The following is a 15,615-nucleotide window of genomic DNA, read 5'->3' as shown; positions in this document are numbered from 1 at the left end:
ACCGGTCGGTATGGTCTCCGAAGCGGCCGACATCGCACTGTTCGGCGCCTACCTCGTCCTCCTCGCCGGGGTGGCCGTCCAGTACTATCGCGGCGCGATTCCGCGACGCCGACTGACGATGCTCGTCGGCCTCTGCTGTACGTGGCTGGCCTACGGCCTACTTCAGTTGACCGACGACGGGCCGCTCCCCGCCGATGGACCGATGAACCTCGCCCTCAACGGCCTCTCGGTGGTCTTCCTGGTCGTCGGGCTCTATCTGCTGTATCGGTGGTACCGGACCCGTGACCCCGGCGAAGACGCTCCCGAACCCGGCGACTGACTCGGCGCCGAACCGCCCACAAGCCATTCTACATCGTCACCGCAAAGCGCATCCCGGAGGACCGTTTCGAGTGAGTACCTTCATACGGCGGTGCCATCAAGCCCCGATGATGAACGGGGCGGTGGCGTATCTGGCGCGGTCGGGGACACGTATCGAACTACTGTCGACGTTGGTGGAGGGGCCGGCGGATGCCCGTGAACTCCGCGAGGAACTCGACGCTTCGCGGACCACCGTCTCACGGACGCTCGACGAACTCATCGAACGGCAGTGGGTCGCCGAGGAGAACAACGGCGGGCCGTACCGCCTCACCGCACTCGGCGCCTACGTCGAACGTGAGTTCTCCGACCTCTTGGATTCGTTCGACCTCGGTGAGGACCTCACACCGCTTTTGGGACGGGTGACCACCGACGAGTTCGACCTCGACCCGGCAGCGCTGGCCGACGCCGACATCGTCGAGGCGACGGCCGAACAGCCGCTGGCGCCGGTCGAGCGCGCAATGGCCGCCCGGCGGGACTCCGATAGCATCCGTGAATTCGCGACGGTCGTGATGCAGGACAGCGCCGACATGGCACACGAACGAATCGAGAACGCGACCGGCAGCGACACCGTCGAGTTCGTCGTCGATGCCGAAGTCGTTGCCGCGATGCGCGATGACCCGTCGTACGAGGGCTACCTCGACACGGTGGCGAACGCCGACGGCGCGAACTACTACGTCCACGATGACCTCCCGTACATGCTCGCGCTGCTCGACGACCGAGTCCTCTTCGGCGTCGTCGACGAGCGCGGCACGCCGCTCGCGCTCATCGAAAGCGAGTCAGAGGCGGTGTACGAGTGGGCCGAGACGACCTTCGAGCAGTACCGCGAGGAGGCCGACCCGCTCGATGCCTGAACTGTGCACGCCGTGCACATCGTGCAGGGAGTAGCGTGAATACCCCTCGGACCGTCGAGACGAACGGTGGGGATGCACCCGATGCCAGCCGTCGGGGCGTATCCTGTGGGGGATTCAGCGGAACCGAAGGCCGAACTCGGATTCGAGCGTGTCGCGATACGTCTCGGGAGCGACCGCTCGCTCGCGTTTTTCGCCGTCGGTGACCTCGGTTAACGTCTCCGGCGTTAGCCGCTTGTAGCCGCCTTCGGTGCCGACGTTGACCGTCGGGTCGCCGGTGAACGTCGACTCCGGAGCGGTCGCGAGGTGCTCACACGTCGCCGCGAAGTACGACAGCTGTCGGGGGTCGGTCGTGAAGATGTAGCGGTCGCTCCAGGTCTCGTCTGGTCGACGAGTCTGCATCACGTAGTCGGCGTCGGGGCGGTCGCTTTCGACGGTTCGCCACGCGACGCCCGCGGAATCGGGGTCAGTGGGGTCCTCGAGCGGCACCGGCCAGCGCATCTTCGGTAAGCCGAGACCGACATCGACGACGTACGGCCGCTCGAAGGTGACGAGAAGTGCGTGGTGGTTCGCTGGCGGCCGGGGGTCGCCGTCGTCGTCGAGAACGCAGGCGGCGACACGGTCGACATCGAAGCCGAGTTCCTCGAGGAGCCACCCGAACAGCCCGTTCAACTCGAAGCAGAAGCCGCCGCGTTCGCGCTCGACGAGTTTCTCGTAGAGCGCCGGTAGCAGGAGAGTGACGCCCTCGCCACCGCAGTCGCCGTCGGGGGTGCCGGTTATCGACAGCGTCTCGAAGGGCACCGTCCGGACGTGGGCCGACTGGAGGCGTTCGACCGTCTCGAACGTCGGCGGCCACACTTCGGCGGGGTCGACGCCGAGGCGAGCGAGATAGCGGTCGGGGTCCATGTTGGGGTGTGAGGGCGAGTGCCACAAAAGCGCTCGCTGAAGCCGATTGCTGTAGCGGTCGTGATAGGTTCCGGGAACACACTTGAGGCCGGCGCTCGAATGCGACACATGGCAGTCGAAGACCTCCCCCCACTCGGCATCGGCACCTACGAGAACACCGACTACGAAGTGTGTGCGAACAGCGTCGAGACGGCGCTGAACGCGGGCTATCGGCACGTCGACACCGCCGAAGGCTACGACAACGAGGCCGCCGTCGGCGACGGTATCGCGACCTCCGGCGTCGACCGCGAGGACGTGTTCCTCGCGACGAAGGTGAGTCCCGACAACCTCGCATACGACGACGTACTCGACCACGCCCGGGCGAGCATCGACCGGTTGGGCGTCGAGACGCTGGATTTGCTGTACGTCCACTGGCCGATTCGCGCCTACGACAGCGAGGCGACGCTCGCCGCCTTCGACGAGCTGTACGACGACGGCCTCGTCCGCAACGTCGGCCTCTCGAACTTTACGCCCGAACTGCTCGAAGACGCCATCGAGACACTCGACGCGCCGCTTTTCGCTCACCAGGTCGAGTGTCACCCCTTGTTCCAGCAGGAGGAACTCCGCGCGATGGCCCGCGAACACGGCCACCACCTGGTCGCCTACACGCCGCTCGCGAAGGGCGACGTGACCGAGGTTTCCGAACTAATCGACATCGCCGAGAAACACGACGCCACGCCGGCACAGGTGGCGCTGTCGTGGCTACTGTCGAAGGAGAGCGTCTCGGCCATCCCGAAATCCGCCACGCCCGAGCACATCCGCGAGAACTTCGGGGCACTCGAAGTGACGCTAGACGAGGAGGACGTAGCGCGAATCGACGACATCGACCGCGAGAAGCGCTACGTCGACTTCGAGGAAGCGCCCTGGAACTGAGCAGTCAGCGTAACTTCGGACGCCTCTCAGCAGAATCGAGCGAAAAGACGGTATGCAACGCGGCGGCCGCCTCAGAAGTAGCGGTCGCCGATGTGGTCGGCGATACGGAGCGCGTTGGCCTGCCCGGAGTTCGTGGGGTTCGGACCGCCGACGCCGTTGGCCAGCGCCGAGTGGTCGGCGACGAACAGGCGGTCGACGTTCTTCGCCTCGCCGGCGAAGTCGAGCACCTTGCCGATTCGCATCGACGACTGCATGTGGAGCAACAACGGCGGCCACTCCGCACGGTGGACGTGAGAGGCACCGGCGTTGCGGTGGATGTTCGCCGCGATGCGAGCGAGTTCGTCGCGCCGTTCGTCGTCCTCCTCTCCCGGTTCGTAGCGGACCTTCGGCACCGGGCCGTGCTCGTCGGAGAAGGTGTCGTCCAGCGAGACGCCGTTCTCCTGTCGCGGCATGTCGTCGGTCAACACGAGGATGGCCTTCGTCTGTCGGTAGTTGGCCATCCGGCGTTTGAGCTCCTTGCCGACGATGTAGCCGCGGGTGTCCCACGGCTCGTCGGGGTCGACCGGCGTGTCGAAGGAGTAGCCCGCCTCGGTGAAGAGGTAGTCGGCGAAAGAGACCAGACCGGGCGACATCCCGATGTCCTCGAGGCCGCCGACGCCGGGCTTGTCGAAGCGGACCGCGGAGTTCTGCCCGATGTAGGGGTCCATGTGCTGGCGGTCGGGGTTGATGTCGGCGACGGTGTCGTCGTCGTAGACGCCGACGACCCAGTCGAACCAGTGGGTCGTCAGCCCCTTGCCGACCCAGCCGTCGTCCGGCAGGCCCGAGTTGAGCCACAGTCTCGGCGTCTCGATACAGCCACCCGCGAGGACGACCGTGTCGGCCTCGACGGTCTGTGTCGCACCGGACCACGTGTCACGGATTTCGACGCCGGTCGCCTCGAGGTTGCCGGCGCCTTCTGCGGTGTGAATGTCGGTGACGTAGGTGTTCGGTCGGATGGCGACGTTGCCCACGTCGGGGTTGTCGTTGGTGTCCAGCGCGCGCGGCACGTAGCCGATGTTGCTGGATTTGCGGGCCTTCTCGCGGACGGGCGCGTCGACGGGCGTCGAGGAGCCCTGGAAGTGGTCGCCGACGAGGGTGTCGCCGCGGAAGCCGTCGTCGTAGCTGAACGACCCCTCGTAGTTTCTATCGAGCGGCTGGCCGTTGGAGGTCTCCTTGCCGGGGACCTCGACGGCGTTGGGCTGGGGTCGCCAGCCGGTTTCGGTGACGTTGAGTCCGTCGAGAAGCGGGTACTCGCCGCTTTTTTCCTGGCTCGCACCCTCGATGAACACCTCTTCGCGGGCGGTCATCGGCGCCTGCTGGGTGCTCGTGATTTCCTCGTTGAGCCGGTAGTACGGCACCATGTCGGCGTAGCTGACCTCGTCGGGCCAGTGCGGCTGGTCGTCGAAGGCCGTCGGATAGCCGCGCGGGTGATTCGAGAAGTAGTGAATCGACGTGCCGCCGACACAGGAGACCTGCCAGATGAACGCGTTCTGGTGGAGGTTACGGAACCACGGCGCACGCGCGCTGTTGGAGGGGCCGACCCGGAGGTAGCCGTAGGTCGGGTCGTTGGCCTCCGCCTCGCGGTGGGTGAACTGCTCGTCGAGCAGTTTGCCGTCGAGGTCGTCGGGGTCGGTGCTGACCGTCCCGCCCGAGTCGACGTGCGGTTCGGGCCACTGCTCGTTTCCGTGGAAGGCACCTGCCTCCAGTAGCAACACGTCCACATTGTGGTCGCGTGCGAGTTTCCACGCCGCGACCGGACCGTCCGCGCCCGCACCGACGACGACGACATCTGGGTCATTCATAGCAGGTCACCTCCGGTGGCCTCCTCGGCCTCATCCGCGGCCTCGTCGGGGAGTTCCGGGTCTGCTGGCCCGGGCGTCTCGTTGGTCTCCCAGTCGTCGTCGAAGCCGCCGGGGACGGCGTGACGCCAGTCGGCGGCGTAGCCGTCCGAGGGACCGGGGTAGTCGGTCTGGTTCCGGCTCTGGACGTTGCTCGGGTCGACCTGCATCTCCCGTTCGCTGGGCGTGTTCGTTTTGGTGTCGCCGAGGCCGGACCACTCCGTGTAGTAGCCGAAGCCGTGGAGCCCGTTGCAGGCCATCACGACGAACTTCAGGATGCCGACCGCGGGGAGCATCGGCGAGAGGACGCCGTCGAGGCGGTCGATGACGGCACCGTCGACGATGGTCCACAGACAGCGGAGGCGGTCCTCCCGGGAGAGACGGACGAACGTCCCGCCGCCAGCGAACTCGGGGTTCGGCGACGGCGTGTCCTCGTTTTTCCCCTGTGCGAGGAACTCCGCGGCGACGATGTCGAAGACGAACGGGAAGAGGTTCGCATACGGGTAGTTCTGGACGACCTGGTGGGTTCCCTCGTTGGCACCCTCGACGAGGAGGTCGAACTCCGCGATGCCCTCGGCGTCTTCGGGAATCGGCGCGTCCGCGAAGTCGATCGCGAGTCGGTCCGCAGCGCCGAAGTCGAGTTCTTCGCCCAGCGCGTCGAGGTCACCGACATCGAGGAGTTCGCCGAGGTCACCGACCGCGTCGAGTCCCGCGAGGTCGGCCAACGCGCCGAGTTCCGACCCCGAGGAGACGGTGTCGAGGTCGAGTTGGAACAGTTCGGGAGCCATCAGGCCGTCGACGAGTTCGGTGACGGAATCGAGCGACGTGCCGCCACCGAGGTCGCCGGTTTCGGTCAGGCCGCCGAGGGCGTCACCGAGCGGATTGCTGCCGCCGAGGTCACCGAGCGGTCCGCCGCCGGACTGGGCGGTTTTGACGGGAGTCTGGAGCGTCTCCAGTCGGACCTCCTGGAAGTGATTGAAGTCCCAGATGAGGAACTTCTCGAGTTCCACGTCGAGCCCGCCGGGGACGTGCTCTCCACCGAGTTCGTCTTCGAGTTCGGGCGTCCGGGGGACGATTGCATCGACAATCGAGCGATACGTGTCCCGCGTGTGGGGGTCCGCTGGAATCTCTTGGCCCATCACGTCCTGTGCTTCCGCGATGCTTACACCGGACATCGAGACGGCCGCGAGGCCGCCGACGCCCTTCATAACGCCTCGCCGCGTCATCGGTGCGCTGGAGTCTTCTGTCATGATAGTATCTGCCAACCGCTACCCGATACAACCGGTCATAGCCGTTAACCCTACTGCGGGAAATATGGGGCTCTTTATCCCAAATACTCAAATTTCATATATTAATTAGCACGGAGCTCGAGCCGTTGTGAACAGTCCAAATGAATTCACTCTATTAGATGCTTTTAACCAATATTACTGCATCTTAGACTCGAATACAATTCCCGTTCTACACCCAAATTCGACCCAAATTTAACCCATTAGATAAGATTTCTTATCTATTTGATTCCAGTAAATTCAGTATTACAGTTATTTTCTGCCGCATCCAATTGTCCGGCAATACCGGACACATAAGTCGGGCGAGAACGAAACCGAACCGATGACGAGGTACCCAGTCGCGGCGGTCAAACTCTCACACGACATCGTCGAGACGCTGGTAGAGCGGGGACCGACCGGCGTGACGGCCGTCGCCGAGGCGCTGGACGTTCCGAAGAGCACCGCCCACGACCACCTTCGGACCCTCGAAGCGGTCGGCTACGTCGTCAACGAGTCCGGGACCTACCGGCTGGGCACGAAGTTCCTCCATCTGGGAGAAACTGCTCGAAACAGCCACGAACTGTTCGTCAACGGCCGCGAGGAGGCCCACGCGCTGTTCGAAGATACCGAGGGGAAGTACGTCCAGTTAGTCACCGAGGAGAACGACCGCTGTGGCGTGCTGTTGGCGGCCGGGTGGCGACAGGGCGGCCACACCACCGGGACGCCGGGGGCGTACCCGTCGGACCTGCATCTCCACACGAACGCCCCCGGAAAGGCGATACTGGCGTACAAGGACGCCGACACGGTCGAACGGCTCGTCTCCGAGACGGGGTTACCGCCCCGGACGCCGAACACGATAACCGACGAAGAGCGGTTGCTTGCGGAGTTGGAGACGATTCGAGACGACGGTTACGCCGTCGACGAGGGCGAGCTCATCGCGGGGATGACCGGCGTCGCCGCGCCCGTCGTGGCAGACGAGCGAGTCCGCGGCGCCATCGCGGTGTACGGCCCGAGCGGCGCCTTCGAGGCTACTCCCGGGTCGTCGGGACTGGCCGAAACCGTCCGGCAGTCGGCCCGGACCATCGAGGCGAACCTCATCTTCACGCCGGAGTGACTGACGTCCGGTAATGTCGGACGAAATGTCTCGTCGGCCCGGCAGTGACGCGACCGGTCGCCACGCGAAAACTAGATAGAATTCATACAGGTCACCGCACAAATACGAACCTCGCACGCGCGGCAGAAACGACTTGGATTTCGACGGAGAATCCGAGAGTAGTGAACTTCGCCAACCACGTCGACATCGCCGCGCGGAATACCCCAGAGGCGACGGCCGTCGCCGACCGCACCCGTTCGCGGACCTTCGAGGGGTTGGCCGAAGACGCCGACCGCATCGCCGGCGGCCTCGATGCACTCGACGTTGGCGTCGACGACCACGTCGCCATCCACATGCCCAACGGCGTCCCGTTCGTCGCCACCTACCTCGGCGTGATGAAACGCGGCGCCATCCCGCTACCGGTCAACACCCGCTTTACCGACGAGCAAATCCGCTACGTCCTCCGGGACAGCGGCGCGAGCGCCGTCGTGACCGAAGGGCGAATCGACATCGACGCGGCTGGCGCCCGAACGGTGGCGTATCTCGACCTCTTGGAGGACGGCGACCCCACCTGTGACGTCGAACCCCGCCGCTCCGATGCGTTGGCCGAACTGCTGTACACGAGCGGAACCACCGGCGCGCCGAAAGGCGTCTACCACACCCACGGCAACCTCGCGGCCAACGCCCGCGGGTTCATCCGATACAAGGAGTGGACCCGCAACGCCGTCGCCCTGACGGCCTGTCAGTGCTTCCACGTCACCGGCCTCAACGTCACGACGACGCCGTTTCTCGCGTTGGGCGCCGAGAACCACCTGCTCGCGGAGTGGGACGCCGAGACCGCTCTCACCGAAATCGAGCGCCACGAAATCACCTACACCTTCCTGATTCCGACGATGGTGATGGACCTCCTCGAGTACGACGCTGTCGAGGACTACGACGTATCTAGTCTGGAGATGATCGGCGTCGGCGGGTCACCGATGCCGAAACGGCGGATCCGGGAAATCGAGGAGACCTTCGGCTGCCGGCTACTGGAGGGGTACGGCATGACGGAGACGACGCCGCTCGCGACGTTCAATCGACCGGTCCCCGGCGGGAGCAAACCCGGGAGCATCGGGCGGCCGGCGACGGAAGTCGTCGACATCCGCATCGAGGACCCCGCGACCGGCGAGCCCGTCGAGCGTGGCGAGCGCGGGGAGTTGCTGTGGCGTGGCGATACGGTCACCCCTCGGTACAACAACCCCAAGATTACCGACGAGAAGTTCGTCGAGCGCGCTGCCCCACAGGGACAGCGGGGCGAAAGCGGTGAAACCGCCGAAGCGAGTGAGCGGTGGCTGAAATCCGGCGACATCGGCTGGATGGACGACGACGGCTTCCTCTTCGTCGTCGACCGACTGGAGGACATGTTCACGACGGGGTGTGGCGACATCTACCCCCGCGAAATCGAGGAGGTAATCTACGAGGTCGACCCCGTCGAGAAAGTGGCCATCATCGACACCCGCGACGAGGTCCGGGGGGCGACGGTGACGGCCATCGTGAAACCGCGGCGCGGCGAGTCGGTGTCGGAAGCCGACATCCGAGGGGCCTGTGAGGACGAACTGGAGAGCCACGAGGTGCCCGACCGCATCGAGTTCGTCGAGACGTTCCCGCGAACTGCGACCGGGAAACTCGACCGCATCACGTTGCGGGACCGCTTCGGCTGACTACTCGTCGTCGGTGACGTCCCGCCGGACGAACGTCACCGGACACGGCGCGTTCATCAACACGTGATGGGAGGTGCTTCCGAACACCGCCTTGCCGGTCGGCGAGCGCTTCCGTCCCCCGACGAACAGCATGTCCGTGTTCGTCTCGTTTGCGACCGAAATGATGCGGTCGGCCACCTCGCCGATTTCCCCGCGGATGCGGTGTTCGATGCCCGCCTCATCGAGCGCCAGCGACAGTCGGTCGATGCTCTCGAGTCGCGAGGCCAGTGTGTGCGCCGGCGGCGGGTCGTCGGGGTCGTACCCCGCCTCGGAGACCCCTTCGTCGTACGCCGACTGGGAGAACACGTGCAGGAGAACCACCGTTGCCCCCGTAGCGCCTGCGATATCACAGACGAGGCCCGCCATCTCCTCGATTCGAGCCCCATCGTCGGGGCCGACAGCTAAAGTGAGTACCTCCAGAGACATATCGACTCCTTAGACCGGCACCAATAAAACTCGGCCGGGTTCCGGAGACGTGACCGGGGGAGTTTTGCCACCGCCGCCTGAACGGGAGGTTGAACGAATGGCTGACGAGGACACCGACCCGGAGGAATCGGTTCGAGAGGCAGTCGAACGGTCCCGAAGCGGTGCGCCGGCGGTCGGGGCGGTCGTCCGCGACCGCTTCGAGACCCACGAGGTGTTCCAGCGAATCATCGTCGCCGCCGACGAGGAGATCGATACGGGTACCCGGGAGCTGTTCTTCAGCGCGCTGGCGGCCGGCTTTTCCATCACAATCACGTTCCTCGCACTGGCGTCGATGACTGCCAAAACCGATGGCGACCCGCTTTTGAGCGCCGTCCTGTATCCACTGGGGTTCGTCTACATCATCCTGGGTGGCTACCAACTGTACACCGAGAACACCCTCCCGCCCGTCGCGCTCGTCCTCGAACGGTTGGCTAGCATCCCGACACTGTTACGGACGTGGGGAGTCGTCCTCCTCGGGAACTTCGCTGGCGGCGCCTTCGGCGCGCTCGTGCTCGCCTACACCGGCGTGTTCTCCCCCGAGACCACGGCCGTCGCCATCGATATCTCCCAGAAAGGCATCGAGACGCCGTGGTGGGACCTGTTCTTCAAGGCCGGCTTCGCCGGCCTCGTCGTCGCCGGCGTCGTCTGGCTCGATTACGCCTCCCGAGACACCATCTCGAGACTCGTCCTCGTCTACATCGCCTTCCTCGTCATTCCGCTTGCGGACCTCTTCCACGTCGTCGTCTCCTTCACCGAGTTGATGTACCTCGTCTACCTCGGAGAGGCGGCCCTGCTATCCGGACTGTTCGGCTTCGTTCTGCCGGTGTTGCTCGGCAACACCATCGGTGGCGTGTTGCTCGTCACCGTCGTCAACTACTTCCAGACGACCGAACGCCGACTGGAGAGCGCCCGCGAGGACGGCGTCGAACGCCAGCTATCGATTTCGGAGTGGCTCGGCGGCGGGAGCGTCGGCCGAACGTACGTCCCCGCGGACCGCGACGACACACGACGCCGGCGACGCCGACGAGACGACGACGATTGACCCGACCGGCTACTCGAAAATCCCGACCGACTCCCGGTGGGAGTCGAGAATCGACGGCTCGATATCGACGACGAGGTTCCGCTCGGCGCGGTCGAGTTCCGCCCGAATGCCCCCATCCGGACGGACACAGAGCGACCGACCCGCGTAATCGGTGACGGGAGCGTCACCGATATCTCGACGGCCGGTTCGGCCCGCCCCGAGGACCCACCGAACGCCGTCGAGCGCCCGGGACCGAAGCAGCAACCGCCAGTTGTCGCTGTGGGTCGCCGGCCACGCTCCCGTGACGAGCAGCGCGTCGACGCGCTTGTCGGTCATCGCGGCGCTCTCCTCAACGAAGTTCAAATCGTAGCAGGTCAACAGCCCCGTCTTCCCCAGCGCCGTCTTGACGGTGACCCGCGAATCGCCGGGTTCCAGCATCTCCCGCTCGCCGCCCCAGAGGTGCTGTTTCCGGTAGACCGCGACGACGCCGTCGCCGTCGAGATACGCCGCAGCGTTGTACGCCCCGTCGGCGTCGGTCTCGACGAACCCGACGACCACACCGCAGTCGGCGTCGTCCGCACTCTCGACGAGGCGCTCGATTGCCTCGCCATCCCGCGGAATTGCCGCTTCGGTGATGCGGTCGTCCGCGACGAACCCCGTCAGCGCATGCTCGGGGAAACAGGCGATGTCGACACGCTCCGGGAGGCCGCTGAGGCGTGATTCGACGGTTTCGAGGTTCGACTCGACATCGAGGTCGTCGACGGCCATCTGACACGCCGCGACGGTCGGAGGCATGTTCGGTCGATGCGACCGCGACGGCATAAGCACCGGTGGCAGTTCAGCGCTTACCCGTCACACCGAGCGTGAGTTCGGCGAAAAAGAACCGTCGAGGGTCGTCAGCGGGAATAAAAACGAGGTAGGTTATGCGTCGGTGTCGTCGGCATCGTCAGTGTCCTCTGTGTCCTCAGCGTCGATATCGTCCGCGTCTTCTTCGGACTCGTCAGCGTTCTCCGCGTTTTCCGCACCGTTCTCAGCGTTGTCACCGCGCACCTCTGCCGAGTCATCCGCGTTGGCCGCCGTATCGTCGTCTTCGGCCTCGTCAGCGCCACCAGCGTCGTCAGGCGCCTCCTCGGAGGCGACATCGGAGACGGCAGCGCCGAGGTTGTCGATGTCACCCGACAGGAACTCGTTGATGGTGCTGTGGATATCACTCACGAACGACGGCACCTGTTCGGGCATATCTTCGGGCGGGCCCGCTTCGCCCGGCCGCTCTTCGCTCGCGTTCTCGGCGGGTGTGGCCGTCGCGTTCTCGGCGGGCTGTGCAGCGGCAGCACCCGCAGCCCCGACGAGCAGGAAGCTCGCCGCGAGGACTGCGAGTACGATGTGTTTGGTGCGCATTGCATCCTGGCCTTCCCGATGGAGGGATAAGTAGGGGTGAGTCAGTTCGAAGCAGTTCGAACCGTTTACGCCTGAGAAGCCTGTTTTTCGGCGATTTAAACAGTCTAAACGGAACGGCCGATATCGACACGGGACCACGAATCGACGGCGCTGTGGTCCCTCGTATAACGTCACTGGCCGTCGGCGTGCCGTCGGTACCGGGGCGCGAGGAGGAAGAGCGTCCCCCGTTTCGGCTACACCGAGAGACTATCCGGTCGTCAACCAAGACCGCATCGCGAGCGTGACGCTACTGTGCGTCCACCACAGCGACGCTCGCCAGATTGACGATGTCCTTGACTTCGTCGCCGCGCTGGAGGACGTGGACCGGTTTGTCCATGCCGACGAGCATCGGGCCGATGGCTTCGGCGCCGCCGAGTCGCTGAAGGAGTTTATACGCGATGTTGCCGGCTTCGAGGTTCGGGAAGACCAGCACGTTCGCCGGTTCCTCCAACTCCGAGAAGGCGTAATCGCCCGTCAACATCTCCTCGACGACCGCCGTGTCAGCCTGCATCTCACCGTCGACCGGGAAGTCCACGTCGGGGGCCGCCCGGAGCGCGTCGGCGGCCGCCCGGGGCTTGCGGGTCCCTTCGTTGTCGACCGTTCCGAAATCGGAGTACGACAACAGGGCGACCCGGGGGTCGACGTTGAATTGTCTCGCGAGGTCGGCGGTGTGGCGAGCGACTTCGGCGAGTACGTCAGCGTCGGGCGCCTGATTGACGGTGGCGTCGGCGACGAAGACGACGCGATTTTTGAACGTCAGCATGTACACCCCCGCCGCGTAGTCGGCGTCCTCGGCCGTTCCGACGACCTGCAGCGGTGGCCGGAGCGCCGTCGGGTAGTGGTTGGTCAATCCCGTCAGCATCGCGTCGGCATCGCCCATCTCCACCATCACGCTTGCGAGGTAGTCGCCGTCGTGGACCAACGCGTCGGCCTCCCGACGGGTGACGCCGTTGCGCTTCCGGAGGTCGTACAGGCGGTCGGCGTAGGGGTCGAGTTCGTCCGTCGTCGGGTCGACGATTTCGGGGTCGAAGTCGAGGCCGAGTTCCGCCGACAGCTCCCAGATGGTGCGCTTGTCGCCGACGAGGACCGGGTCGGCGATGTCCTGTTCGATGAGTTGGTAGGCTGCTCGAATCATCTTCGGATCGTCGCCCTCCGCGAGGACCAGCCGCTTCGGGTCGCTTTTGGCCTTGTTCAGCACCACGCGCATCATCTCGCGGGACTTCCCGAGTCGCGCTTCGAGCGTCTCCCGATACTCCCCGAGGTCAAGCGTTTCGCGGGCGACACCGGACTCAATCGCGGCGTTCGCGACGGCCCCGGAAACCTCGAAGAGGACGCGAGGGTCCAGCGGTTTGGGGATAATGTAGTCGGGACCGAACTGCAGTGGCTGGTCGCCGTAGGCTTTGACGACGGCGTCGGGAACGTCCTGCCGGGCCAACTCGGCGAGCGCCTCGGCGGCGGCGACTTTCATCGCCTCGTTGATTTCGGTCGCGCGAACGTCCAAAGCCCCGCGGAAGATGAAGGGGAATCCGAGGACATTGTTGACCTGATTGGGGTAATCTGAGCGCCCCGTCGCCATGATGACCGTGTCCTCGCGGGCGCTTTTCGCGTCCTCGTAGCTGATTTCCGGGTCCGGGTTCGCCATCGCGAAGATGATGGGGTCCGCCGCCATCGACCGAACCATCTCCTCACTGACGATGCCGCCGACGGAGAGGCCGACGAAGGCGTCCGCACCCGCCATCGCATCCGCGAGACTGCCCCCCGTTTCGCTCGCGAACTGTTTGACGTAGGAGTGAGGGTCGGCGGCGGCGACGCGTTCCTCGGTGATGATGCCGTCGATGTCGCACATGGTGATGTTGTCGGCGGCAACGCCCAGCGACTCGTAGAAGCGAGCGGTCGCGGTGGCCGCCGCGCCCGCGCCCGCGAAGACGACTTCGAGGTCGCCGAGCGATTTGTCGGCGATGTCGCAGGCATTCAGCAGCGCCGCACCCGAGATGATGGCCGTCCCGTGTTGGTCGTCGTGGAACACGGGAATCGACATCTCCTCGCGGAGGAACGATTCGATTTCGAAACACGCCGGCGCGGAGATGTCCTCGATGTTGATGCCGCCGAACGTCGGTTCCATCATCGCGACCGCCTCGGCGAACGCCGCCGGGTCGTCCTCGTCCAACTCGATGTCGAAGACATCGATGTCGGCGAAGCGCTTGAACAGCACGCCTTTCCCCTCCATCACCGGCTTCGAGGCCTGCGCACCGATGTCGCCCAATCCGAGGACTGCGGTGCCGTTCGAGACGACGCCGACCATGTTCCCCTTCGTCGTGTAGGTGTAGGCGGCTTCGGGGTCGTCGGCGATGGCACGACACGGCGCGGCGACGCCCGGCGAGTACGCAAGCGAGAGATCCCGCTGGGTGTTCGTCGGTTTCGTCGTCGATATCTCCAGTTTGCCGGGGGGGTCGGTGCGGTGGTATTCGAGTGCGTCCTCGTCCAGTCCCATACCGGCCCTCCGAGCGCGGAACATATGTGCACAACTATTGCCAGAAGCACACACGGAACGCACTACGAGTGGACGGCCGGTCGGAACTGCTCAGGCTTCCAGGAGAACGCCGCCATCGCCGTCGGACACCGCGAGGTCGTAGCCGAACGCCTCGATGACCGCTCGGTTCGTCTCGACGTGGTCGGTCACCTCGGGTGCCAGCACCTGGCCGCCACCCAAGGCGAGAAAGACCATCGACTGGTCGGCGAGGTGCTGGTCGACGACGGCGGGTCCCTCGTGGAACCGATGGAACGCCTCGACGGCCTCGGCGGCGACCTCCTCGGAGGGCTTGCCGGCCTCCCCGAGTGCCGAAAAGCCGGCGCGACTGTTCTCGTAGACGGCGACGAGAAGTACCGACGACCCGGTCGAATCGGCTTCGACGGACACGGCCTCCGTCCCGACCGAGGCGTCGGCATCGAGTTCCTCGGCGACGGCAGCGGCCTGCCGTTCGGCCACCTCGGCGTCGGCAAACTCCTCGGTGGCCGTCGAGTACACCTCGAGGCGCCGGAGCGCGCCGCGGTCGGTCAGCGACAGTGGCGACAGCGACGAGGGTCGCAACGTCAGCGTCGCTCGGCCGCCGCCGGCCGGATAGAATCCACGGGAATCGACTGTGACCTCCGCATCGAGGCCGACCTCGGCCAGAAGCGGGAGTTTGACACGCTTGAGATACGACACGAGCGGTGCCCACTTCGTGTCGGTGCCGCCCGTGACCGTCACCGTCGCCGGGTCGTCGAGGGCGACGGCCAGCGGCAACAGCGTATCGAACACTAACGCGACGCTGCCGGCGGTGCCGACGTCGACCGACACGTCGGCGGCGGCCACCGCCTCGGGCCGGAAGACGAGCGTCTCGGACTCCCGTTCGGCGCCCTCGACTGTCGCCGAACACAGCGCCGCCGTCGCCTCGACGGCCGCGAGGTGCTGTGGTCGCAGTCCCGGCGTCGGGCGGTCGCCACGAACGTTCTCGATTCGAACCGCCGTCCCTGACAGCGCCGACAGCGACAGCGCCGTCCGGACGATTTGTCCCCCGCCCGCCGAGCCGTCGATTTCGAGCATGGGCGACGCTACCGCCCCGACGACGACAAACGTTCCGACTCCCCGCCGAATCAGCCCTCAGCGGGCCGATTCCCACGAGCCGGGAAACAGGTTCGCTTTTTATGCGAATTCG

13 protein-coding genes and 1 pseudogene are annotated in these 15,615 nt (G+C 65.4%); 6 read left to right on the top strand and 8 right to left on the bottom strand.

What is annotated here, in order from left to right; all coding sequences use genetic code 11:
- Positions 1–10 precede the first annotated feature (10 nt).
- Together HWX69_RS05105 and HWX69_RS05100 are read left to right on the top strand one after the other, a co-directional pair.
- Positions 11–319 carry a hypothetical protein gene (locus HWX69_RS05105; RefSeq protein ID WP_178916013.1) on the top strand — a complete coding sequence of 103 codons (309 nt, stop codon included), beginning with the start codon at positions 11–13 and terminating at the stop codon, positions 317–319.
- 109 nt (positions 320–428) lie between these two features.
- Positions 429–1,208 (top strand): helix-turn-helix transcriptional regulator, encoded by a 780-nt coding sequence (locus HWX69_RS05100; protein ID WP_178916012.1) that lies wholly within the window; start codon positions 429–431, stop codon positions 1,206–1,208.
- Between the two features lie 114 nt (positions 1,209–1,322).
- Here the strand turns inward: HWX69_RS05100 and HWX69_RS05095 are convergent, their stop codons facing one another.
- Positions 1,323–2,111 (bottom strand): arylamine N-acetyltransferase family protein, encoded by a 789-nt coding sequence (locus HWX69_RS05095; RefSeq protein ID WP_178916011.1) that lies wholly within the window; start codon positions 2,109–2,111, stop codon positions 1,323–1,325.
- Between the two features lie 108 nt (positions 2,112–2,219).
- Here HWX69_RS05095 and HWX69_RS05090 point away from each other — a divergent pair, with 108 nt between their 5' ends.
- A complete protein-coding gene (locus tag HWX69_RS05090) occupies positions 2,220–3,023 on the top strand; it encodes an aldo/keto reductase (RefSeq protein WP_178916010.1) in 804 nt (267 codons plus the stop codon).
- A gap of 71 nt (positions 3,024–3,094) precedes the next feature.
- On the opposite strand, the gene HWX69_RS05085 is transcribed toward HWX69_RS05090, so the two are convergent.
- Together HWX69_RS05085 and HWX69_RS05080 are read right to left on the bottom strand one after the other, a co-directional pair.
- On the bottom strand, positions 3,095–4,864 hold the full coding sequence (locus HWX69_RS05085; protein ID WP_178916009.1) for a GMC family oxidoreductase N-terminal domain-containing protein: 1,770 nt from the start codon (positions 4,862–4,864) through the stop codon (positions 3,095–3,097).
- Positions 4,861–6,150, bottom strand: coding sequence for a hypothetical protein (locus HWX69_RS05080; protein ID WP_178916008.1), 1,290 nt, complete (start codon positions 6,148–6,150; stop codon positions 4,861–4,863). The genes HWX69_RS05085 and HWX69_RS05080 overlap by 4 nt, the downstream gene beginning before the upstream one ends.
- Before the next feature lie 358 nt (positions 6,151–6,508).
- Between HWX69_RS05080 and HWX69_RS05075 the strand changes: the two genes are divergently transcribed.
- Entirely contained in the window at positions 6,509–7,279 is a 771-nt protein-coding gene (locus HWX69_RS05075) for an IclR family transcriptional regulator (protein ID WP_178916007.1), read from the top strand.
- A 161-nt stretch (positions 7,280–7,440) separates the two neighbouring features.
- Positions 7,441–8,958: an AMP-binding protein gene (locus HWX69_RS05070; RefSeq protein WP_178916006.1), complete on the top strand. Its 1,518-nt coding sequence runs from the start codon at positions 7,441–7,443 to the stop codon at positions 8,956–8,958.
- Here HWX69_RS05070 and HWX69_RS05065 read toward each other — a convergent pair whose 3' ends face one another.
- A complete protein-coding gene (locus tag HWX69_RS05065) occupies positions 8,959–9,423 on the bottom strand; it encodes a universal stress protein (RefSeq protein ID WP_178916005.1) in 465 nt (154 codons plus the stop codon).
- A 97-nt stretch (positions 9,424–9,520) separates the two neighbouring features.
- Between HWX69_RS05065 and HWX69_RS05060 the strand changes: the two are divergent.
- Positions 9,521–10,450: pseudogene (locus HWX69_RS05060) on the top strand (formate/nitrite transporter family protein); the annotation flags it as partial.
- A gap of 63 nt (positions 10,451–10,513) precedes the next feature.
- Here HWX69_RS05060 and HWX69_RS05055 read toward each other — a convergent pair.
- The 4 genes from HWX69_RS05055 to rtcA form a co-directional block, all read right to left on the bottom strand.
- Positions 10,514–11,278, bottom strand: a complete 765-nt coding sequence (locus HWX69_RS05055; RefSeq protein WP_178916003.1) for a carbon-nitrogen hydrolase family protein — start codon at positions 11,276–11,278, stop codon at positions 10,514–10,516.
- Positions 11,279–11,404: 126 nt separating this feature from the next.
- Positions 11,405–11,881, bottom strand: coding sequence for a hypothetical protein (locus HWX69_RS05050; RefSeq protein ID WP_178916002.1), 477 nt, complete (start codon positions 11,879–11,881; stop codon positions 11,405–11,407).
- Positions 11,882–12,167: 286 nt separating this feature from the next.
- On the bottom strand, positions 12,168–14,411 hold the full coding sequence (locus tag HWX69_RS05045) for an NADP-dependent malic enzyme (protein ID WP_178916001.1): 2,244 nt from the start codon (positions 14,409–14,411) through the stop codon (positions 12,168–12,170).
- A 90-nt stretch (positions 14,412–14,501) separates the two neighbouring features.
- Complete coding sequence (rtcA, locus tag HWX69_RS05040) at positions 14,502–15,503, bottom strand: RNA 3'-terminal phosphate cyclase (RefSeq protein WP_178916000.1); 1,002 nt, start codon at positions 15,501–15,503, stop codon at positions 14,502–14,504.
- Positions 15,504–15,615 lie beyond the last annotated feature (112 nt).

Source organism: Natronomonas gomsonensis, assembly GCF_013391635.1.
GTDB lineage: Archaea > Halobacteriota > Halobacteria > Halobacteriales > Haloarculaceae > Natronomonas > Natronomonas gomsonensis_A.
The sequence above is the reverse complement of the archived record's forward strand: the minus strand, read 5'-3'. Positions and strand labels throughout refer to the sequence as shown.